Here is a 22,511-nt window from a genome sequence, read left to right on the forward strand (position 1 = left end):
GGGTCCGTCAGGAGAACGTGTTGGTCTGGGTGTTGTGGGGGCCGATCTGCACGCCCTTGGCATTGCGGGCGTCAACCGTGTACTTCCCCTGCTCGTTGCCGGACGGGTCCAGCAGGACCAGTACACGCCTGGCCGCTTCCAGGATCGCCTCATCCTGATCCGCGCCCGAGCTCATCACGTATTCACGCATCCGCGCTTCGAACACTCCGGGCGCGCTCTCGTGCGCCTCCAATACCTCGGCCGCTTCACCGCCCTGGCTGGAGAGCTTGCGGCGGAGCAGATCCCGCAACGCTGCGTACCCGTCACGGATACTGCTGCTCGTCGCCTCCGTAATGCCGCCGGCCGCTCCGGCCGCCAATGCCGCAAGTACCAGCTCTACCCCGGTCATCGCCACCCACCCCCTGCCCTGGGCCCAATTGTCGCACCGGGCGCCCTGTGCGGGAGCGTGAACCGCACAGAATCGCCTGGCCGCCGACCGGCAGGGGCCCGCCGCTCCACGTCGAGCAACGATCTCGTACGTTGTGGCCGTGGGGCGGCATTAAAGATCAACTACGGCACGAAGGCTCCTGCCCTCCAAAGGAGCGGCACTCTCGCGCGGAGCGGCTGAACTGGATTCTGGTCAGGCTCTGTTGGGGCGGGTCCGGCGTCCTGGTGGGGCCGGAGGAAGGCTGTGGACCTGGATCCGGGTTTGCAGCCGGTGCTACTTGCGTTGGTCGAGCCCGACGAGCGGGGTGACCCGATGTCGCCGCCACTCCCAGGCCTGAACCAGGCAATACGGACGGGCAAACGCTGCGATAGCGTGACGGTCTGGGCGGGGTACTGGCAGTGCAGATCAGATGCCAGCCGAGCCGGTCGGTCAACCTCAGGAGTTCTTTGTGGAGTTCACACCCGCCGAGCAAGACGCCATCGTCGCCCACGCGTCCTTGCTAGGCCTGACCCCGGATGAGTACGTCCGCCGGACGGCCGCCGAGCGTGCCCTGAACTGGCAGCGAGAACGCGAAGCCTTCCACACCCTGGCACAGCGGCAGGGACTCACAGTCGAGGAAACGGTGCGCCGCGGAATCCTCACTGACAACAACCTCTGACCCTTCCAGTGCTCCGCACGGCCGAGTGGACGTACCAGACGACGTGATAGCGGTACGCGAGCGCCGTCCATACAAGCGGGCCTCGGCGCCTGCGAGCGATGCCCTCCCCTGAGGGCGGCTCCGCCAAGTCAGCTCGCCCGGATCAGGCCGACGGTCCCCAGCGCCGTCGGTGTGTTGATCGACGGCCTCGCAGCGGTCACATCGCACAGGTCACCGGGGCCCCTGACCATCGTCTCGGTGCTCCGTAGGGTGCGCCGTGGAATTAGGGCTTTGGAGTGACGGGGCGTCATCATGCGCTGGTCGTTCCGGTCCAGGGCCGCTGTCGCGGCTTGCGGGCATCCTTGAGCTGGGAACTGTCGCGCATGAGCCGTCCTAGTTGCTGGACAGGGACGGCGCTGTGCGAGGAGGAGCAGAGCATGTCGGGTACGCGGCGAGCCGCGATGACGGTTGCGACGCGAGGGCGGTCAACGTTCGGGGGGCGGGTCTGGGAGACCGACTTCCAGACCCGCGCCGAACTCGTCCTGGACACAGCCCATAGCTGTTCTACCTGGTCGGAATAGTTTCCGTTCCGGCGAGCGCCCCAGCAAGCCATTCCGCGAGATTCTTTCCCTGGGGAAAAAGTGCACGCTCAAGGCCGTCGTTGGGGTCCCATCCCCACATCGGCGCTGCGGGGTCACGGCAGTCCACGAGGGACCAGATGGCATCGCCCCAATCGAACAACCAGACCAACCCGGCCGGAACCGGATTGTCGGGGGCTTCGGAGAACGCCTGGTAGGCGTCCACAATGTCCGCCCAGTCTCCGCGCCATTTACCGCCGGGAACTCCTAGGACGCCTCCACGGGGACCGAATCCACCATTCGCCACCTCAAGGTAAAGGCGCCGCAGCAGCGGGGGAAGCGGATATCCGATCACTTGTTCCGCTTCGGCTACCGCGTCCGGTGTTGCCGGGGGCGTCGGTTCCTTTGCTGCGAGGTCCGCACCTACGGCGGCGATGATCTCATCGTCGGTCATGGCGCTCATGGTCTGACCTTCCCATGTCTCCGTCAAGCTGGCCTTTGGTGGTCACTTCTCTTCGTCCTCCATTCCGGCCCCCTCGGACAGGAACCCGGCCTCCATCGCCCGTGTCATGACGTCTATGGCCCGTCCTGCCCCGTAGGCGTCCCTGAATTCCTCCAGGGTTCCCTCGTCGACGACCCTTCCTTCCAGGAATCCATGGCTTCCCTCCGTGACCTCTACTCCGGGTTTCCCGAGGTACTCGGTGAGGCTTCTCCCGCAGTGCTCCGAGCAGACCCGGTTCGTCACGTAGGCGTTGTCCACCTCCGTGATCTCACCGCCCAGGTCCTCCACCTGTCTGGCGGCGTCCTTCTTGAAGTCACGTGCGGAGTCCTCGGCATGCCCCTTGCCCGAGTCGGGTGCCGCCTTGTACACGGTGACTTCCATCTCCGTGAGGATGTCGAGGAGTTTGTCGTCGATTCCGCCCTTACTCACGAATCCGATGATGCGCGGCACGACCCCGTCCACGGTGTTCACGTAGACGCGTGAGAGCACGAGGGTGAACCTGCTGTAGGCCCACGAGTTCTTTCCGAGGTAGGTTGCGACCGCCTTCATGGCCTCCCGGTACAGACCGGCACCTATCGCGGCAGCCCCGGTTGTGGACAGGTGCGCGGTGGGCAGCTTCGGATGGTTGAGCTTCTCGACGGTTCCTCTGCTGCTGGTGGTGGCCGTTCCCCGGCTCGGGTCCGCGGTCCCGGTCTTCGGGTCGTAACCGACCTCTTTCTGTACCTTCTTGGGGCAGTTGCTCAGGTCGTACTGGCACGAGTTCGGCCGGGACCCGATTTCCAGGCCCGTGGGATCAGCGAGCGTTTCGGGGTTGTTGTCGGCGTAGGAGTAGCCGTTGAGGGATTGCGCGTCGCTGGCATCGAGGACGGGGTCGACGCTGAGGAAGCGGCCGAGCGCGGAATCGTAGGCGCGCGCGCCGATATAGCTGAGTCCGCTGGTGGGGTCCGTGCTCTTGCCCAGGAAGCTCTTGTCGTCCGACCACGTCCCGGTGCCGCCGGAGCGTGCGGTACCGAACGGTGTCAGGTAGCGCTTGGTGACGGCTTGGGTGGTGGCGTCGAGGCTGACGGTGGACGTGCCGTGCTGGTCTCCGGAGAGGTACGAGAGGCTCTCGGTTCCGCCCTTGTTCGTGCGCAGAGCGATCGTCGTGTCGCCGGCGCTGTAGTAGCGCTGCGCCCAGTGCTTGGCGGTCGAGGTGGATGTGTCGAGGTGAACCTCTGTGGTGTCGAGGTACAGGACGGTCTCGCCGGCGGTGTTGCGGCGGATGAGGAGGTTGCCGTCGGCGTCGTAGACGTGGCTGGTGGTGCTCTTGGTGGTGCCGCTGCTCGACTTCTCGGTGACCGTGTCGAGTTTTCCGGTGGCGTTCCAGGTCAGCGACTGGGTGTCGGTGCCGTTGGGACGGGTGGTCGTGTCGCCGATCTGGTCGTAGCCGTAGGTGGCGCTCACGCCGTCGCAGGCCGACGTGGTCGTGGTCGCGGTCAGACGATGGGGCTTGGTGGCGCTGTAGCAGTAGGTGTGGGTGGAGTCTCCGCTGGTCGTGTGCGCGGTCTCTGTCGTGCGCAGGCCGCTGCTGGTGTAGGTGTACGAGGTCCAGTACGGGGAGGCTCCGCCGAGGTTGGCGGTGGTGCGACCGCTGGTGGCGCAGGAGGCGCTGGACGGGGTCCATGCCTCGGTGAGGCGCTGGTAGCCGTCGTAGCTGAAGCACTGGTAGTCGGTGGCACCGGTGCCGGAGAGGTTGGCGTTGTCGAAGAGGGAGGTGACGTCGCCGGCGTCGTCGTACGTGTAGTTCAGGTCCTGGACGCTGCGGGTGGCGTCGGTGGTGAGGCTGCGGGTGAGGCGGTCGGTGCCTTCCTCGTAGGTGTTGGTGATGTACGCCTTTTTGGCTGTGGAGGCAGTGGAGGTGCCCAGCGTGTACTGGTTGGTCTGGCCGAGGGCGTTGTAGTCGGCGGCGAGGAGGTAGCCGGTGGCTCCGCCGACGTCGGTCGGGAGCCCCAGACCGTCGTACTCGTAGTCGACGGTCTCTCCGCTCAGGCCACCGGCGGCGGGTTCGCTGTAGTACTGCCGGGTGCCGTCGATGTTGTAGTACGCGCTGAAGGCGAGGGTCGCCGTGACCGCGCCGGAGGTGACCAGAGGGTCGCCGGACGGCAGGATCAGTTGGGTTCCGGTGGCGTGGTAGAGGCTGTCGTAGCCAGTGACCTTGCGGGTGTAGGCACTGCCCGTGGTGCCGCCGACGTAGCTGATCGAGTCGTCGAGCTGGCCCTTGGCAAGGGTGTCGTAGTCCCAGTGGGCGAGTTTGTCCGCGTTCGTCTTCGCGGTCTGCCACTGGTCGGTCTTGCGGCCCAACACGTCGTATCCGTAGAGCAGTTCGCTGCCGCGAGCGTCGGTGGTGGTGGCCGTCTGGTCGAGGTTCGTGTAGGTGGTGGTCGTGGTGCCCAGGTCGGGGTCGGTTGATGAGGTCTGCCGGCCGAAGAGGTCGTATCCGTAGGACCACTGGGCGCCGTCCGGCCCGGTGACGGTGGAGGGACTGCCGTCCAGCGTGTAGGTGTACTTGGTGGACGTGTAGGCGGCTCCGGCCCCGGCGCCGTAGGACGTGTCGGCCGGATCGGCGCCCGAGTAGGAGCGCTTCTCAACCGTGCGGCCGAAGACGTCGGTGATGGCTCGGGTCGCCGAGCCGCCGTTCGGTGCGCTCGTCGCGATGGAGTCGCCGGTGTAGCTGGTGGCGGTGGTCCACTTCTTGACGCCGTACACGTACAGGCTGTTGCTGGTGGCCCGGCCCGCGCCGTCGTAGACGGTCTCGGTCTGCTTGGGCGCGCCCCCGTACTCGGCCCGCGTGTAGGTGCCGTCGGGCACCTGCGCGGAGTCGAAGACGTCCGCGTAGGTCTCGTAGGCCAGGCCCCGGCTGTCGTAGCGGGTGTCGGTGAGCAGGCGGCCGCCGTCGGGGGTGGGGGTCTGCGTCTGGAGGGTTCGCAGCAGGGAGTCGTAGATCGTGTAGGTGGTGTTGTAGGTGGTCCCGTCGGCTTTGATCGCGGCGGTCGACGCCCAGGACGGGGCATCGCTGGTGACGCTGTAGGCGTAGGTGTAGTTCGGGGTCTGGCCCGCTGAGTGGGAGCGGTTGGGTAGCCAGGTCGCGGTCTGTCGGCCGAGTGCGTCGTATGTCGTCTCGGTGATCTTGTTGTTGACGTCGTAGACCTTGGTGGGCAGCCCCGATCCGTAGTCCGTGTAGACGTAGGTGTTCTGGGACTTGGCGTTGGTGACCTTGGTCTTGGTCAGCGGGCCGGCGTCGGTGGGGGTGTAGGTGGTCGTCGTGGTGTTGCCTGCCGCGTCGGTGACGGTCAGCGGTCGGCCGAGGCCGGTGGTGCTGCCGCTGTCGTCGTAGGTGGTGGTGGCGACCGTCTGCCAAGTCGTCGGATAGCGCTCGCCGTTGGTGGTCGACGCCGGGTAGGCGGAGGCCCGCCCGGTCCAGGTGGCCTCGCCCAAGGTCGGGGTCTGGGTGGCGGACCAGGCGGTGGCCGAGGTGTTGTCGTACACCGTGGCCGTGTCGGACAGCACGTCACCGCGGGAGGCCGAGGAGGTCGGCAGCGCCAGGCTGCTTTCGGCCACGGAGCAGTCCTGGCCCACGACCCGCGTGCGGGATACGAGGCCGGTCAGGCCGATGGCGGTGTTGCGGGCGTACCAGGTGCGGGTGCAGGTGTTGTCCCCGCTGACGCCGGTCTGGCCGGTGTCGTTGACCTGGGTGACCATGCCGTAGTCGTCGTAGCTAGTGCTGGTGGTGCGGGTGCGCCAGGTCGCGGAGTTCGTGAGATATGTGGAGGTGGAGGTCTGGCCGGTGCGGAGGTAGTACGCCTTGATGGCGGCATACGACTTCTGCTGACTGGCCGTCTGCTGGGACCAGGGAGTATCGACCGTCACCGTGACCGGAGTGTCGCCGTCGTAGGTGACCTGTTCGCGCAGGAAGCCTGCGTCCTGGTCGCTGTCGGCGAGGTCGGGGACGTCCAGGCCTGAGACGTCCAGACCGGTCCGGGTGGCGGAGGCGGTGCTGCCGTCGGACTGTCTGTCGCCGTCCATGCCCTGCATGTAGATGCTGACGGTCTTGGACTGGGTGGTGTCGGCTGCGCCGGTGGTCGTGGTGACCTTGCCGTAGCCACGCCACTGCGACCAGGTTCGCTCATCCGAGGGGACGAGGGGGTCGTAGTTGTAGTGCCAGGCCGGGTCGGCGTAGCTGTAGGAGGTCTGGACTCCCTGGCCCAGGCCGGTCGGGTCGGAGCTGAGAACGGCGGTGACGCGGTACTTGTTGAACCAGTCGAGGGAGGCTTCGGTGGCGCCGTTGATGTGCCAGTACTGCGGATAGCAGCTCAGGGTGTCCTTGTCCTCGGACGCCGGCATGTTCGAGCCGCGTACGCATTCCGGGTCGGACAGAGTCACGGTGGTGATGGCGCCGGTCTCGGACGTGATGGAGGCGATGCGCGGCATGCTCAGCGGCAGGATGTCGTCGGAGGTGGAGTCCACCCGGTTCGGCCGCAGTTGGTAGGTGAAGGTGACCGGCGGCAGGGCGATGTCGCTGCCGTTCTTGCCGGTGTGCCGGATCGAGGAGAGTGCCAGGGTCTGGTCGGAGGTGTTGTCGATGTCCTGGCCGTCCAGGAACTTCTGGGTCAGCGTCCAGGAGTCGACCGCGGTGTAGGCGGAGCCGGCGGCCGAGTACGCGAGGGTGTTGATGCCAGTGAGGCGCTTGCGGGTGAAGAAGGTAGGGCTGGAGGTGTCGCAGTCGTCGGCCCCGCTGGCGCATATGGAGTCGTACGGCACGTCCGGCCAGTTGTCAGAGGTGGAGCTGGTCAGCGAGGAGCAGTCCGAGGCGGTGCACCGCTCGTCGTAGGAGAACGTCACCTCGTCCGAGGCGGTGCCGGTGAACAGGGTGCTGGCCCGCTGCCCGTAGAGGATCTTGGTGAGGTAGCCGCCGCGCGTGTAGGCGGCGTTGGCGGTCGAGGCGCCGTTCTTGGGGTAGTAGTTCGCTTCGGCCGTGTACCAGTACGACATGGCGTTGCCGTGCAGGTCGACGACGTAGTCGAGGTTCCATCGCCACGCCTGGGTGAGGGAACGGTCGGCGAAGCTGGAGCCCTGGTCGTAGCCGGGTTCGCCGGAGTCGTCGCCGAAGACCGGGACGGTCCAGACGGAATTGGTGCGCTGGGTGTCGGCGCCGGGCAGTTTATCGAGGCCGAAGACGTACTTGGTGCCGTCTGCGGTGGTGACGGTCCAGTACTCGCCGTCGTTGTCGCCGTTGTCGCCTCCTGTGGAGTGGGTGACGGTGGACGCGTCGTCGTCCTTGAGGTGCCAGGCTCCGGTGGTGTCGTCCTTGACCAGTTCGGTGGACTTTCCGTTGAGCACGAGCGAGGCGTTGTCGTACTTCCAGCACAGGTCGTGCTTGTCGGTCTGACCGTCGTCGTCGCAGGACGCGTACGAGCGCTCGACGTACGACGCGGCGGTCAGGTCGAAGCCCTCGCCGACCTGGGTGGACTGGTTGTTGGTGGATGCCGTCTTGCCATCCGTGCTTCCCGAGTCGTAGTCCAGGGAGAGGGTCGGCGAGGGGCCTGCCGCCGCGGGGGGTGTGGATAGCGGATAGTTCCAGGTGAACGCCCCGGAGGAGCCGCCCGCCTGCCAACTCGACGACGGGGACAGTGGCGTGGCGGAGTAGTTGCCCGATCCCGACGCGGACTCTCCCGAAGTGGCCGTCAGCGCGAGCACGGTCGCGGAGGAGGCCGTTTCCTGCGTCAGCGCGGACGAACGGAAGCCGGAGCGGGATGCGCGTTCATCGGCCCGTGGCAGGGAGGTCTGCCCCAGGGGCACCGTGGCCGACACGTTCTGGCCGGTGACGTCGTTGCGCGAGTTCAGGGAGGTCTGGGCGCGGCAGGCGGCCTTCGCCGGGCTGGTCAGCGCGCAGTTCGGCAGTCGCACCAGGTGCAGACGGCCCGCCCAGTCGCCGCCGTACGCCGAGGCGAAGGCACTGTAGTCGACGTCGACCTGGGCGCTGCCGCTGCTCTCGGCGCTCGCGGTCAGCAGTACGCCCTTGATGCCCGCGGCTGCCGCCGCCTTGCGGCTGAGCACTGTGACAGTGACCGACCCTGCGGCCGCCCTGGTGCCCTTGTCGCGCCGGACGGTGATGGGCAGTCCTCCGGCAGACAGTCCGGCGGTGCCGGATGGGGGCAGCTCGGCGGTGTCGGTGGCTGCGTGGGGCCAGGTGGCCTTCTGTTCCGCGAGCGCGGCGTTGATCTGCTTCTTGTTGGCGGCCTTCTGCGCCGCCACCTGTTTGCGGGCCTTCTGTGCGCCCAGGCTGGTGACCGTCTTGACCGTGTCGGAGCGCTGCGCCGGTACGCTGGGCACGAGTTGTTTGGTGCCGGATGCGGCCTCGGCGGCCGCAGGGCTCAGACCTGCCAGGGCCAGTGCGAGCGAGACACCGACGGTGACCGCTCTGTGTCTGCGGCGTCCCGCACCTCTGTGGTGAGGACTTCTCGCGGGGAGCAGGAAGGCGGGATGGAATGTCGCCCGCAGCCATCGGGCCCGTATACCGGCACTCACGACAACAAACCCCTCACACATGGAAGAACGGCATCAATAAAGGGAATTCGGGACTGACGATGGCGCGGTGCGGGGCGGGGCGGCAGCATGGGGCCGCCCCGCCAGGATGTCCGGGAGGTCAGTCCCCGACCGTTTCGGCGATCTGCTCCTGTCCGGCCATGGCGCCGGCCCAGACTCGGATGTCGCTGACCGTGGCGGGCAGATAGTGACCCCATGCCGCGCTCACATACGCCTTGCCGACGGCGAAGTCGCCGGTCCCCGCCGTCGCCGTGTAGGCGGTCGCGTCGCCGTTCTGCGCCTCGCCCACGTAGAGGCTGACCGTCCCGGCCTGGGCGTCGAACACGCCGGTCAGGCGCACCGCGCTGCCCAGGTCGGCCACGGTGTCGGAGACCACTCCGGTGAAGCTGCCGTTGGCGTTCAGTCGGCCGAAGTGCCAGAAGCCGACCGGGATGGTCGCGTCGGTCTCGGGGTCGGTGTCGGTTCCCGTCAGCTGGTACCACAGGCCCCAGCCGGATCCGTCTGAGCTGCGTTGTCCGAGCACCTGTCCCACATAGCCCACCGGCTTCGCCGCGAGCGTGGCGCTGTCCAGCTGTACCGCGGTGGTCGCGGTGAAGGAACCGGTGTCGTCCACCAGGGGCCCCGGTGCGGTCGCCGCGTCGTCGGTGCCGTCCAGGACGATCCCGGTTCCGTCCAGCGTCGCGCCGCCGGACAGGGTCAGGGCCGAGCCGTAGCCGGAGGTGGTGTCGGTCACCGTGGTGCCGTTCGCCGTGGACAAATCCCAGTCGGCCACCAGCTCCGCGGCCGCGAAGCTGTCGTTGGTCTTCAGCTGTGCCTCGGTGGACAGTTCATCCGGCGACAGGGCGCGCTGCCAGACGGTGGCCTCGTCGATCTGACCGTCGAAGTAGTCCGTGAAGGCGCCTGCCGTGGCGGCGTTTCCGCGACCGAACTCCAGCGGGCCGGTGTCCGCTTCGGGTTCTCCGCTCGGCATGGCCTGCGGGCTGCCCTGGGCTTTGCCGTTGACGTACAGCTGGATCGTTCCTGCCTTCGCGTCGTACACCCCGGCCAGGTGCGTCCACACCTTCACCGGTGGCGAGGTGGCGTCCGCGAACGAACGCACGTAGTGCCAGGTGCCGGAGGAGTCGACCCAGTGCCAGTTGAAGATCCACTTGCTGTAGGCGGTGGAGTAGTAGATCGCGAAACCGGGCTGTGTGCTTCCGGTGCCGGTCTGGGAGAGCACCACGTAGTTGTGGGTCGGGGCGGCACCCATCCGGGCCCAGGCCTCAACCGTGTACGACGACCTGGCCTCCACCACCGCGCCCGAGGTGGCCGCGTAACCAGCGGAACCGTCGAGGGTCAGACCGGTGTCCGTCACCGGCGTCGCCAACTCTGCTCCTGTCGCGTCCCGTGTCAGCACACCGCGACGGCCACGGCCATCACGCGAGGCACCGGTCGCGGAGAGGGTCGCGTCGTCCTGCTCCGCCGCCACCGTCGTGGACGTGTCGAGCGCGACACCGCTCGCCTCGTCGAAGTGCCACTGGCCGATCGGGCCGCTGCCCTCCGCGACCAGGAAGTCCACCGAATTCGTGGCACCCCAGCCCAACGAGTCCTCGGCCCGTACGAAGACGGTGAAGGTGCCCGAGGCCGGTGGCGTGAACACGGTGGTCGGCTTCGAGGCCGGGATCACCGACGACCAGGCGGCCGAGGACGACATCTTGTACTGGTAGCCGGTGACGGTGGCCGCATCTCCGGAGGCGGCGCTGAACGTGAACGTCACATCGGTGCCCGGTCCGCCCGCCGCCGTGCAGGAGCTGTTGCACACCGAGTACGGGCTCGACAGGGCGATCCCCGGGGCCTTGGGACGGGTCGGGTCGACCTTGAAATAGCACCAGCCCGTCGTCGACGCGTTCGACGGCCCGGACAGCCAGTCGGCCCCGCTGTTGTAGTACGAGCGCGTCCAGGCCCGGTAGCGGTACAGCGTGCCCTCGGTCAGCGTCGACGTCGGCACGGTGCCGGGCGACACGTTGTCTCCGACGTAGCCGCTGGTCGGCCGCTCCGCCTCGTAGGCGTCCGACCAAGTGCTGGAGCTGTACTTGTCGACGTCGTAGGCGATCCGCAGTGAAGCCCCGGACTCACCGCCGGCCGCGGTCTGCGGTGTCGCGGCGAGTGAGGGCGTCGGGCTGGACACCACCAGCGGATCCGACTGGTCGGTCTCGCAGACAACGCTCGTCCCGACGACCAGGCCGATCTTCGTGGGCTTGGCGGGTATGCCGACGTACTTGACATCGAGTTCGGCGTCGTCGTCGAACCGCTTCCAGCTGTTCGGATCGCTCTCGTCGTGTGCCTTGAGCATCAGCGTCAGCCGGGAGAAGTCGCCGGCGGCGAACTTCGTCACGGTCGAGGTCAGGTTCTCGTTGGTCTCGGCGGGGTTGTCGTTGAACTCGATCGGGGCGGCGGGCTGGCTGGGATCGCAGGCCGACCCGCGCCCCGCGGACACGTCCCGGTCCACCATCAGGTCCCAGTTCGCCGTCGGGCCCGGCCAGTTCGTCGAGGACGAGATGTTTCCCGTGCGCACCAGGTCCACCCACGACGCCGTACAGGACATCGACCATTTCTCCGTGATGGCGAAGGTGGCGTCCAGGACGTGCTTGCCTGCCAGCTTCGCCGGTGAGAACTCGAAGTACATGCGGTTCTTGTAGCCGGAGCCGCAGTAGTACGAGACACCCCCGGTGACGTAGGTGCCGCAGTAGCCGACGCCTTTTCCGCTGTCGCCCCCGGAGAAGTTGTAGAACGTGTCCCCGTCCGAGGACAGCAAGGTCCGCTCAGAGGCCGTCATGCCGACATCCGGGTCTATGTACTGGGGGAACACCGCGGAGTCGTCGGCCAGCATCGACGCGTCCGGTGTCACCGTGATCGCGGTCTGCTCCGCGGTGACTGGCAGACGTGTGGAGGAGTCCCCGTCGCTGGGCCCCTCGGCCGGATCCGGCGTCACCTCACCGTCGTCACCCGCGGTCTCCGCCGTGGAGGTGTCCTCCTGCGCCGTCGTCATGAACGAGGCCTGGGACGCCGAACCCGACGAGTCCTCGGGCGTGGCGGAGGCGGTCACGGTGGCGTCGCCTGCCGAGTCCCACTGCTGGGCGGCGGGAGAACGGAAGACGGCGTTGCCGTCGTCGTCGACCGCGGACACGCCACCGTCGCCGCCATCCTGGAGAGTCAGCCCCTTCGCCTTCACCGGGAAAGACAATTTCTTCAGGTCCGGATTCGCCCCGGCCGAGGCCGAGTTGACGACGAGCACCTCGCGGTAGCCCTCGGTGGTGGCGGTCATCCGCAGGTCCACGCCCGGCAGGACGTCCGCGTACACCGCGGAGTCACCGTCCAGGGTCGGCTTCGGCAAAGTGCCTGGCCACCCCACGGTCAGCGATCGCCCGTTGAGCGACAGCTTCACCAGGTCTGCGCCGGAGCCGCCGCCCGAGAAGGACATCTCGGCAACCGCCGCCTTCGGCCCGACGGAACCGTCCGACCGCTCCTCCAAGGTCGCGTCCGGCTGCGCCCAGGAACCGTCGGCCTGTTTCACCCGCACCGGAACGGCAGAGTCCTTGAGCGTGAACGTCACACCGTCCGGATTGGCCAACGTCGTGGTGTACGGGGTGCGCTCACCCACGACCTCAACCTGCTCACCAGTCTCCGCCGCCTTCTCCGCATCCCCGCGAGCCTCGGGCGTCGCCTGGCTGGTCGTCGTCGTGTCGTCCGCGTGGGCTCCCGCCGGCGGGAGGACCAGAGTCGGCAAGGCAGCCGTCACAGCGACCGCCGCCACAAGTGCAGCGACCCGTCTACGCGCGCCAACTGCCGAGCGCGCACGCCAAAGAAACGCCATCCCCACCCCAACCGTTCACGGAGTTCTTACTCCGCCCTTATGGCCGCCTCATCAGAACCGTCCCTCTCGCAACCGGTCAATGGCTAACACAAGCAAGTTGAGCAAGATCCAGCCACACACACAAATGGCTAAACAGGACGGAAGGAGTCCAGAACAACGGCCCTACAGATCAGGCACACGACACTTGAGCGACATCCCTGGAGCCGGCGCGAGTCGTCCGGCAAGGGCGCACGGACTAGGACTCACACCGGCCAGCCATGAAGTCACTTCAGCAAATAATCCACACCAAACAAGGCACGTGCTACCCACTATCCCGCCAGCAGGTCAGCAGCAGGGAACCATCACTCGTTCACTCATACACATCAGCACTAGCAAAATGCACACACAGCTTTGACGGCCAACCACCACAGAGCCACGACCAGCTCCCTCTCCCCCGCCCACCCCTACCTGCGTCGACATGCGGATCACATCCAGCACGTTCTCAGCACCTTCATCACCGCACCGACGCGAGAGCGACGGTGGCTTGTAAGTGCTCCCCAGAAAGAGAAAGAAAAGACAAAGGAATGCAAAGAGTAGGCCGATGGAAACACAGGAAGTTCACAGCTTCGACCGCTGGAGCCGCACGGCAGTCGACGCCGACTGGATCCCCTAACGAGGTGACGCAACAGCTGGCTCGTTTATTGCCGCCCAGAGGGACTGCCACCGTGTGTCCGTGTTGCACTGCTGCGCATTGCCCATTTCTGGCATTTCGAACGTCGACTGCACTCCGATGCCGTCTCGGTGTCACGCGAGGATCAGCGTGCCAAGGGCGACTGTTATCTGCAGGAACTGATGCTGGACGGCCGCCGCGAGTCAATCCAGCGATGGCCGCACAGCTGCCGGGCGGCAACGAGCGGAACCTGCAGCAGTTCGTGAACCAGTCCACATGGGATCCGGTGCCGATGCAACGGCGAATCGTTGAGCGGATGCTGCCGCCCATCAACCCGACGGCCTGGGTGACCGACCACGTGCCGGTACCCAAGGACGGACAGATGTCGGCCGCCGTGGCTCCCCAGTACTACGGGGCGTAGGGCAAGCGAGCGAACCGCCAGGCCGCGGTCCGTTCGACCACCCACCGGTGGCCCCCGAGACGTTGTGAGGACTCGAAGCCCTTGCATGCGATGCGGTGGCGAATGCCGCGTCCGCGGAGCCATCGACGCAAGTGATCGTAGTCATAGCCCTTGTCTCCGTGGAGCTTGTGGGGGGCGCCGTCGACGAGGTCCGCGTCGGGATCGGATCGGCGGGATGCCCCGCCCGAGCGGTTCGAGGCCAAGGCTGTCGAGCGTGTTCGCGCCCGAGCCCGAGATGCCCAGTGAGAGCGGCAGTCCATTCCGGTCCTTGATCAGGTGGATTTTCGATCCGGGCTTGCCGCAGTCGGATTCGGTCCCGTCGAGGCCCCCTCTTGCAGCCCGCATGCTGAAAGAGTCGATCGCGCAGCGCGACCAGTCCAGTTCCCCGCGGGCGCCGAGTTCGTCGAGGATGACGTGGTGGAGCCGAGCCCAGACCCGGGCTCGACTCCAGTGGGCCAAGCGTTGGTAGACGGTCTGCCAGCTCGGACCGAACACCGGCGGGAGCTGCCGCCAGGTACAGCACGAAGTGGCCACGAAGATGATCGCGGCCAATGCTTCACGGTCACCCGCCCTGCGCCGGCCGCCGCACTGTGGGCGTATGACCTCCGTCGGCGGCACCATCCGCCGAAACAGCATCCACAACTCCTCCGGCACCAGCCGCTCGACCAAATCCGTCATGCACGGCTCAACGAACGATCACGCCATAACAAGCGGTGTCTGCGGAGCAACTACGGGACGAACGCGCTTGGTGTCCAAGCCAAGAAACTATCTCTCTAGTTACGACATCCTCTATGTAGTCACAGCACTGCTGGTGAAGCCTTCGAGTAGTTGCCACGCAGCAGCGCCTCGTACAACACCACAGCAGATCAGACGCCATACCAGTCAAGATCACGACGTCGTCTTTGAATTCTAAGCACAGCAGGTCAACGGTGTTCTTCTGTTGTAACTACGCGACAGATCGACAGTCGATGTGGAGTCGGTGTCCGGGCGGGCTGCGGGGGTGTTGCGGTTCAGTGAGGAACGCGACCCGGCCGCCCTGACGCAGTTCGTGCGGCTGCGGGTCATCGACCCCGAGAAGGCGTACTGGCGGCGCGGTGTCGAGGCCGCCACGCGGTGGCTGCGGGAGACCGGTGAGGGGGAGTTGCGGGTGCCGTTCACGTACGTCACGCCGGAGGACTGGGGAGCGTTGGGCGGGCACCCACTGGGGGGCTTTATCGCGGATCAGCGCCGGTACTACCGTGAGGGCACGCTGGACGCCAAGCGGGTGACCGAGTTGCAGAACTTGGGCATGGTGTGGTCCGTGCACGCGTCGGCGTGGGAGGCCGGCCTGGCTGTTGCCCGCGACTACGTGGCCGTGCACGGGCACTTCCTGCCGCCCACGACCGCCGTGTGGGGCGGAGACGGGTTTCCCATCGGCGTGTGGGCCAAGAATATGCGCGCCGCTGCCCGCAGGGGTCGTGAGAACGCCGTGCGCCGCGCGAACGGGGAAATGGGTATCTCCAGTGTCGGGGAGCTGTCAGAGAGCCGTATGGAGGCCCTCGCGGAGATCGACCCCGGGTGGGCCCCAGACGGGTGGGATGTCGCCTGGCAGCGCTGCTACCGGCTCACCCGTGCGCACGTACAAGCCGGGGGCGTGCTGCCGGACCGGGCGGGCGAGGTGATCGTGCAGGGCGAGGACCTCGGAGCCTGGGTCGCCGGTCAGCGGGCCGGGTGGGACCGGCTGGTGCCGGCGCAGCAGTACCTGCTGGAGACCATCGGCCTTGAGCCCGCGGGCGAGGACGAAGCAGTGGTGGTGCCGGTGCGGCGCAGCCAGGATGAGCGGTGGGCGGCCAACCTGGCCGCAGTGCAGCAGTTCCGTGAGCGTGAAGGACACGTCCAGGTTCCGAGGAAGGCGGTCGAGCACGTGGACGGGGTGCCGCACAAGATCGGCGCTTGGCTCGACAACACCCGGCGGAGGGCGGCGAAACTCTCTCCCCAGCGGCGGGATGAACTGGCCGCACTCGGACTGGAATGGGCCACGGAGGGTGGGGCATGACGAGCGGCGCCGGCCTCCGGTCGTGAGCAGGGCCCGCACCCAGACTTCTGGGTGCGGGCCGTCTCTTATGCATGTGCAGCGGACGCCCAGGAGCGGCAGGCCGGACTCGACATTCCGCGCCCTGCATGGACCGCCGGGGACGGTCGCTCAGGCAGCCTCAGAAGCCTAGGAACTGACCCCGGACAGTTCTCAGCCTCGCCGCCCTGAACGGGCCGTGGCGGGCTCTCCTGGCCCGTGGTCGGGCCGACCAGGAGGCAGACCACGGGCGCGACCGGGGAGTTGACAGGCTTGCGGGCGTGGACGTCGTCGGCCAGTTCTAGGCGGTCACGTCGTCGGCGGGCGGCGCAAGAGGGCCTTGAGCAAGCCTGTGGGCTGCCGGGCGAGGTCGATACGGCACAAGGGGCAGTGCTGGCCGTCCTCGGGAGGGGCGTCGTCGAAGCGCACGCCGAACGGGCCGGTGACCGCCTGCCCGCACCGCGCGCAAGGAGCGGGAGGCTCGACTACAGGAGCAGGGGTGGGGACAGGAGCAGGGGTGGTCGTGGTCGTCCACGGGCTACGGGCTTGCGCCTGCTCTCGCTCCTGGCGTTCCCGTTCCTGCCGCTCGCGGCGGCGTTCGCTGTCGCGTGCTTGCCATGCTTCGACACCGTCGGGGTTGGCCAGCGCGTCGGTGAGGGTTTCCCACTGGCGGTGTCCGCAGCGCCACCACACCGCCCCCAGCGGCCCGTCCTTTTGCAGGCGCGGCAGGGTGGTGAAGACGAGCGGGATGGCGTCCGTGTAGTTCTGGTAGCTGTCCCGCTCGCTGAGGCTGCCGCCCATGTTCTCGTACCGGCCGGACCACACGTCGCGGGTCAGGTCCAGGACCCGGTTCATCCGGTTCTTCAGCGCCTCCTGCCCGGCGCGGACCCCCGGGTTGAACACGACTACGACCGGTGGGTGGCCCTCGCGGCCGGTGGGCGGGTACAGGGAGCGCCAGGCCGGAATCTGACGGCCCCGGGCGTCTTTGGTTGTGCGGCGGAAGTAGTCGCGGTAGCGGTCGAACTTGGCCGCCAGGCGCTCCGGAGACTCGGTGCAGTTGTCGACCTCCACCATCAGCACCGGCACGCCTGCGTCCGGGGCGAGCAGCACGGCGTCGGTCTGGACCGTCGACCGGCCCCGGGTGCCGCCGGAGAGCACGTGCACCACTTCCGTCGACCAGGACGCGGGAGTGCCGATCCCGGCCGGCTCCCGTGGGGCTGTTTTTTGAGGGGGCGTCACCGGGGCGGCACCGGTGTGGCGTACGGGCTGGGTCGGTTCTGGGACGGTGCGGGTGATGGCGATGATCGTCTCGTTCACGGCCATGGCGTGCGGGGCCCCCGAGCGGGCCGCGCCCCGGGCGGTACCGCCCATCTCCCCGACCGGACGCGAGAGAACCTCAGCCGCGGCGTCCAGACCCAGCGGAGTCAGGCCCCACAGTTTGGAGCCGTCCCGCGCGTTGCCCTCCGAGACGACCAGCCCGTGCTTCGCGAGATCCAGACAGGCGTTGCGCACCGCCTTGTTGTCCTTGTGGCCCGGGCACATCAGCCGCCGCACCTGATCGGCGCTGGCGACCTTCAGCACGCCCAGCGCGGCCAGGACGTGCGCGCGTACCGCTCCGGTGGATCCGTACGGGTAGGTCTTCGAGCCACCCACCGCTGCCCCTCCCTGCCTCTTGCGCAGTCCCCTGACTGCGCAGCCGCGGGCCCGGCGGTGCGGGGCCCGCCAGCACCGCGCAAGCCTCCCGAGGCTCTCGACTTTCCGCCCGCCCCCACCCCTACCACCCACCACTGACACACAAGGGCGGCGGGGAGAGGAGAGAGAAGAGGGTTGTCGAGACTGTTGGTTGGGCTTGCCCACACCCTCTGACCAGGCAAAACCATGCGCGGCTTGCATGAGCAGACGGTAGGGGGTTCGGCAGGGGCCCCGGTAGGGAGAAAGGTAGGGAGCTTGCCCTCTGCCCAGCGTCTGCGCAGGGCTGCTGAGTCCGCCGTAAGGCCCGCAAGAGGGCCCGGCCAGGAGGTCGACGGCCCACTTGCGGGGCCCCGCGCTGCATGTTCGAACGAAGCGAACAGGTGCTTCCGACTTTGGAAGGATTCCGGCAGCGCCGGGCCCGTGTACCAGGGCCTCTCGCTTTGGAAGCTGGTCGCGGCCACGGTGCTCCCGGACTACCCGCCCTGTGCCTGGCGCACTCCGGTCGGGCGGACCACCGGGGCCCCGCCCGGTGGGAGTCAGTCGGTGTACAAGCCCTCAGTCTGAAGTTCGTGCAAGCTGGTCCGATGGACAGCCAACGTCCCGTCCGGGCTGAGGTAGTGGGTTCAGCTGCGGCGGCAGTTCTTCGGGGGGCTGGTCGCGTGCCCGGCACGTCCTCGCCGATCACCGCGCTTTCGCCGACACCGTCACCCGCATCAGCGGCGGTCCCAGCACCCCGGAGTCGGGCCGAACACCGGATTCCGGGTGAGAAGCGCCATGACGGTGGGCGGGACCAACCGGTCCCGCCCACCGTGGTGATGAAGCTCAGCGCACCTGCGGAGGCTTCCGGGGCTGTGGGACAGCCGGAAGGATCTCCCACAGCGGTCGCCTGCCCCGGGCCCACTGCTCCAGTACGCGCCGGTCGACCAGGTGCAGGCGCTGCTGCCGGGCGAAGTCGCGGGCGGGCCCGGAGATCCTTCCGTTGGTCACCATCACGATGACGTCGCCGCCGTGCACCGGCCGGCCGGTGCCGTTGAGCGTCTGCAGTTCCGGGGTCCCGACCGCCGAGCCGTCCAGTCCCTTCTTGCGGTGCTTGCACTGGATCACCCACAGCCGGCCGAGGGGATCGTGCCCCTTCACGTCGGCGCCGAGGTCGCCCCGGCCGCCGCAGCGCAGCGCGTCATAGGAACCGTCCCGGGTCAGCAGGTCACGTACGGCGTTCTCGAAGGCGCTGTGGTGCATGGCGTCCAGCTGGCTGAGCGTGTAGGTCAGGCCTTCGACCCGCAGTTGCGCGGACCGCATCTGGTCAACCTGCCGGGAGATCCAGCCCGCGAGGGCGAGGAGCGCCAGCAGGCCGAGCACGACCAGGACCCACCAGTGCGCCCACACCCACTGTCCGACCTTGACCAGCACCAACCCGACGGCCACGAGTGCGCCTAAGGCGATGAGCAGATCGTCGTCGCTCTTGCGTCGCCGCCGGCGCGGGCTCACGGGAAGACCCCTGCCGCCACGGTGCGCAGCGCCCCGCGTACATCCCTGCCGGTGTGAGCGACGTTTTCATGTCCCCTGTTCCCGGGCACCTTTCCCCCTCGTCTGCAGCTCCCCGCCGCTTTCATGACAGCACCCGGCACTGACAGTCGGCCCGCCGTCAGAATCACCCGTCTGAAAATCGCTGGCCTGTGCCCAACAGCTGCGCACAGTCGAGGAGTTGGCCGCCTAGGACTGTCAGTGCCGGGCGCTACCGTCGAATGTTGCGCCGAGGAACTCCCGGCCCCGCCTGGGGGCACTGCCCCCCTTTCACCGCCGAGGACCGCCCGTGACCTACGTACGCCCCCACTACCGCCGTGACGGCACCTACGTCAAAGGCCACAACCGCCGCACCCGGCCGCGCACCGCACCACCCCGTACGGCACCCCGACGCACCACCCCGCGGCCCCGCCCGGTCCCCACCGGACCGACGACCTACGTCCGCCCCCACTACCGCACCGACGGCACCCGCGTGCGCGGGCACCACCGGTCCCTCAGCCCGCGCACCATCGCCGTCGCAGCGGGCAGCGGGGGCGGGGGTCTGCTGCTGCTCCTGTTACTGCTGGCCCTGGCCGGCGGACCGGGAACGAGCAGCAAGGCACCGGCCGGCACCACGCCGTCGCACCCGGCATTGGTCCTTGCCAGTCACCACCGGTAGGACCCGGCCCGCGCAGCGAGCAGACACAGCACAGGGCCCCGGGCTGTTTGCCGCCCGGGGTCAACGATGCCGCCGCCCGTATCGCCTACCGCGAGGTGCCCACCCGGGTCCTCAGCGTGGGCGACTACGACCTCAGCGGCTTGAGCATCCTGAACGCCGCGGCCGAGGACGTCGCCGCGTTCGTCGAGGAGATGGGTGGTACCCCGCCGAACGTGAAACGGATCGCCGTCACCGAGGAGCAGATCACCCTCTACGGACTGGCTGGCCCCCGAGCACCGGAAGTATCCGCAGCTCGGTGGTCTGAGACGGGTCCCCTGCCCACTGTTGAGGGGAGCGGCGGGGCAGGTAGTCCGCCTCCTGCGGGACGCGGTGCCGTGGAGAAGGGGGCCCGGTGTACTCCCCGGGTGGGTCCCCCTGAGCTCTCCCTCAGTTAAGGCCGAACAGAACGAGAATGAGCTGGACGAGTACACCCGACACGACGTTCGGAACGACCTTCGTAGCCACGCGACGGATGCGGGGCCACATGTTGTTTTGGTTCTTCTCCAAGAGAAGTCCCCTCTCAAATTCACGGCCCATGAAGGCACCGGAGCTTGAGGAAGAGCCTGGGGGAACGATAGCGGTCCGAGCGGAGCCGCAGGGTGGAGATCCACGAATCCGAGGACGCCCAGGACCACGGTCTCGGTGACGAGGAACGGTGCTGCGCAGAGTGACACGTCCAGTGTGGCCCACACGCGTTCGCCCCACGGGGGCACCTGTGCCCAGGAAGTCGTAGCCCCACCGGTCGGCGAGGCGGCGAGGCGGCGATGAGGAGGAGTCTCCGCCCGTGCAGCGCGTCCCTCCGTAGGCGGTCTCCTGTTGGGATGACGCGAATGACGTCTCGCTTCGTACAACCAGTCCGTGCACAGCACCTTCCACGGCTGCGGACCCAGCCACGCACAAGCGCTACACAAAAGGTGCTACAAAATATCTAGAAATATGCAGTCGGCATCTATGGGGCGCTCGGTTACCCGCTCGCGCCCCCACAGAAATGGGAACGTTGGCGGTGACCTGGGAAGACAACCCAGAGCTCAAAATGGGAACGTTCCGAAACCGACCCTCATTCCCTCCGTCGCTTCCCTCAAGTACGCCTCGTTGAGCATCCTTTGATCAAGCGTCATGAGTGTCCGGGGTAGCGGACTCAACGGAAGCGAAGCCGCAAAGTGAAGCCGCCTTGCGCGAGTACGGAACAGAGGAACGGAAGCGGTGTCCCAACATCTGAGGCTCGTCGTCATGCTCGCGACGTGTGGTCTGGTCACGTTCACCGCCCTGACGGTCACTCTGTTAGTGATGGGCGTAAACCCGACTTTGATCGGCCCGCTCATCCTGGCGATCGTGGTGGGCGTGAATCATCTCCTCCAGTCCATCACCACCAGCAGCAGGGACGTGTCTCAGTCCGAGGGCAGCTCCGCGAGCCGCAAGGCTCTGAGAGAAGAGACGGAGCAGCAGGAGGCTCAGATCCCAGGCCACCCGCGTACGACGCATGGGGTCGTCAGGAGCGAGCCGGAGGGCCCCGGCATACCGGAAGACAGTCGGATCGGCCCATGTAACGCACAAGACGGTCTCCCCCACCACACGCCCCCGGAGCGCTAGATGGCAGGTCCGCCCCTCGGAGCTATGCGCGAGGGCATCTCCCCCGCACACCAGTTCTGGCTCGACCTGATTCGCGGTCACGTCCGGTTGGCCAATCTCAGTTGTCAGGACATTGCAGAAAAGGCGAAATGCTGTCACGGGGCACAGGTTTTTGCTCACAAAGGGAAGGTGTCTGACTTCCTCCGCGCAGTTCCGAAGAGGCACCCCAACTGGAAGTATGTGTTCGCGGTCCAGCAGATCCTGGGATCGTCGGTAGTGTCCAGAGAAGTCCTCGCCCGGCTTTGGGCCGACGGCGCCCGTAGTGACAACAGAGACGGCAAGTGGATTGCGCGATCGTTCCGTGACGTCAGGCTCTGGTCACCCGAAACAAGTGAGGTCGAGCAGGAGTTCCTGACGAAGTATCCGGCGAAGCCCACGCGGGCCGGCGCAGCCGCGGGCGGTCTGGCTGCTGTCCTGCTCGCGACGAGTGTTGCTGGTTTCGCATACTTCGACCGGCATCAACCTGACCCGCCTCCCCGCAACATCCGCATGTACATCCAACCGGAGACGGTCGGCAACACCCTCGGGCTCCAGAGGGTCACTTTGCACCAGGATCTGGCGGTCGAACTGCCAGGCTCCGAGGAGGCGGCATACATCAGGCGAGGAGAGACCATCTACCTGGGCTGCTTCCGCCCGGACAACACCTTCGGGATCGCCGGCACGCCTGCCAGCGTAGGCACGCAAGCACTTGCCCGCGCCGGAGTACCTGACTCCGACTGGTACTTCACGAAGTGTCAAGGCCCCTTCGTCACGCCCTCCAGCGACTCCCACTCCCAGGAGGCGAAGTAGGAGGGCAGACACAAGGCAGCCAAGGAGCAGGAAGGGGAAGCTGGAGCGCCGGCCGGCCCGGGGGCGTGGAGTACGCGAGCACCCTGCCGCACACCGAGGAGGCCCTGCAGCAGGCAGAGACCGTCGCCCTGGCCGAGCGGCTGCAGCGGCCCGCCGACGCCCGCCCCGAGCGCTGGTCCATGAGACCAGCTCGTCGTCGACACCACGACAGCGAGATCATGACCAGTCTGCTCCCTGCAGCATCAGGGAGAGGTATCCCCTACGCCTGGCGGAAGAGTGGTGGGAGCAGGCCCTCGCCCGGCCACAACTCCTGCTCGGCAACCAGAGAGCTGACAAACACATCGACCTCGGCCAGGACAGCGGCGCGCTCCCCGGGTCGGTAGGTGATGTCCTGGCCGGCGGCGCCGACGGCGCGTACCTGGCTGTCGGGGCCGGCGCAGAC

General features: G+C 67.4%; 10 protein-coding genes and 2 pseudogenes. 5 read left to right on the forward strand and 7 right to left on the reverse strand.

Going from position 1 to position 22,511, the window contains the following annotated elements; genetic code table 11:
- Positions 1 to 7: 7 nt before the first annotated feature.
- Positions 8 to 388 carry an RIP homotypic interaction motif-containing protein gene (locus M2163_RS05690; protein ID WP_280893301.1) on the reverse strand — a complete coding sequence of 127 codons (381 nt, stop codon included), beginning with the start codon at positions 386 to 388 and terminating at the stop codon, positions 8 to 10.
- 487 nt (positions 389 to 875) lie between these two features.
- Here M2163_RS05690 and M2163_RS05695 point away from each other — a divergent pair, with 487 nt between their 5' ends.
- Positions 876 to 1,085, forward strand: a complete 210-nt coding sequence (locus M2163_RS05695) for a hypothetical protein (protein WP_280893302.1) — start codon at positions 876 to 878, stop codon at positions 1,083 to 1,085.
- A gap of 543 nt (positions 1,086 to 1,628) precedes the next feature.
- On the opposite strand, the gene M2163_RS05700 is transcribed toward M2163_RS05695, so the two are convergent.
- The 3 genes from M2163_RS05700 to M2163_RS05710 form a co-directional block, all read right to left on the reverse strand.
- Positions 1,629 to 2,105 carry an SMI1/KNR4 family protein gene (locus M2163_RS05700; RefSeq protein WP_280893303.1) on the reverse strand — a complete coding sequence of 159 codons (477 nt, stop codon included), beginning with the start codon at positions 2,103 to 2,105 and terminating at the stop codon, positions 1,629 to 1,631.
- Between the two features lie 42 nt (positions 2,106 to 2,147).
- Positions 2,148 to 8,513, reverse strand: coding sequence for an RHS repeat-associated core domain-containing protein (locus tag M2163_RS05705; protein WP_280893304.1), 6,366 nt, complete (start codon positions 8,511 to 8,513; stop codon positions 2,148 to 2,150).
- Positions 8,514 to 8,826: 313 nt separating this feature from the next.
- Positions 8,827 to 12,492: a LamG domain-containing protein gene (locus tag M2163_RS05710; protein ID WP_280893305.1), complete on the reverse strand. Its 3,666-nt coding sequence runs from the start codon at positions 12,490 to 12,492 to the stop codon at positions 8,827 to 8,829.
- Between the two features lie 807 nt (positions 12,493 to 13,299).
- Here M2163_RS05710 and M2163_RS05715 point away from each other — a divergent pair.
- Positions 13,300 to 13,646: pseudogene (locus M2163_RS05715) on the forward strand (transposase); the annotation flags it as partial.
- Positions 13,647 to 13,666: 20 nt separating this feature from the next.
- On the opposite strand, the pseudogene M2163_RS05720 reads toward M2163_RS05715, so the two are convergent.
- Positions 13,667 to 14,366: pseudogene (locus tag M2163_RS05720) on the reverse strand (IS5 family transposase); the annotation flags it as partial.
- Between the two features lie 322 nt (positions 14,367 to 14,688).
- Between M2163_RS05720 and M2163_RS05725 the strand changes: the two are divergent.
- On the forward strand, positions 14,689 to 15,723 hold the full coding sequence (locus M2163_RS05725) for a helicase associated domain-containing protein (protein ID WP_280893306.1): 1,035 nt from the start codon (positions 14,689 to 14,691) through the stop codon (positions 15,721 to 15,723).
- A gap of 324 nt (positions 15,724 to 16,047) precedes the next feature.
- Here M2163_RS05725 and M2163_RS05730 read toward each other — a convergent pair whose 3' ends face one another.
- Together M2163_RS05730 and M2163_RS05735 are read right to left on the reverse strand one after the other, a co-directional pair.
- The gene (locus tag M2163_RS05730; RefSeq protein ID WP_280853961.1) at positions 16,048 to 17,391 is read right to left on the reverse strand and encodes a replication-relaxation family protein; all 1,344 of its coding nucleotides are present in this window, start codon (positions 17,389 to 17,391) and stop codon (positions 16,048 to 16,050) included.
- A gap of 861 nt (positions 17,392 to 18,252) precedes the next feature.
- The gene (locus M2163_RS05735; protein ID WP_280853960.1) at positions 18,253 to 18,918 is read right to left on the reverse strand and encodes a restriction endonuclease; all 666 of its coding nucleotides are present in this window, start codon (positions 18,916 to 18,918) and stop codon (positions 18,253 to 18,255) included.
- A 325-nt stretch (positions 18,919 to 19,243) separates the two neighbouring features.
- Here M2163_RS05735 and M2163_RS05740 point away from each other — a divergent pair, with 325 nt between their 5' ends.
- On the forward strand, positions 19,244 to 19,612 hold the full coding sequence (locus M2163_RS05740; protein ID WP_280853959.1) for a hypothetical protein: 369 nt from the start codon (positions 19,244 to 19,246) through the stop codon (positions 19,610 to 19,612).
- A gap of 1,653 nt (positions 19,613 to 21,265) precedes the next feature.
- A complete protein-coding gene (locus M2163_RS05745) occupies positions 21,266 to 22,069 on the forward strand; it encodes a hypothetical protein (RefSeq protein ID WP_280853958.1) in 804 nt (267 codons plus the stop codon).
- The last annotated feature ends 442 nt before the right edge of the window (positions 22,070 to 22,511 follow it).

Origin of the sequence: Streptomyces sp. SAI-135, from assembly GCF_029893805.1 — a bacterium.
Taxonomy (GTDB): domain Bacteria; phylum Actinomycetota; class Actinomycetes; order Streptomycetales; family Streptomycetaceae; genus Streptomyces.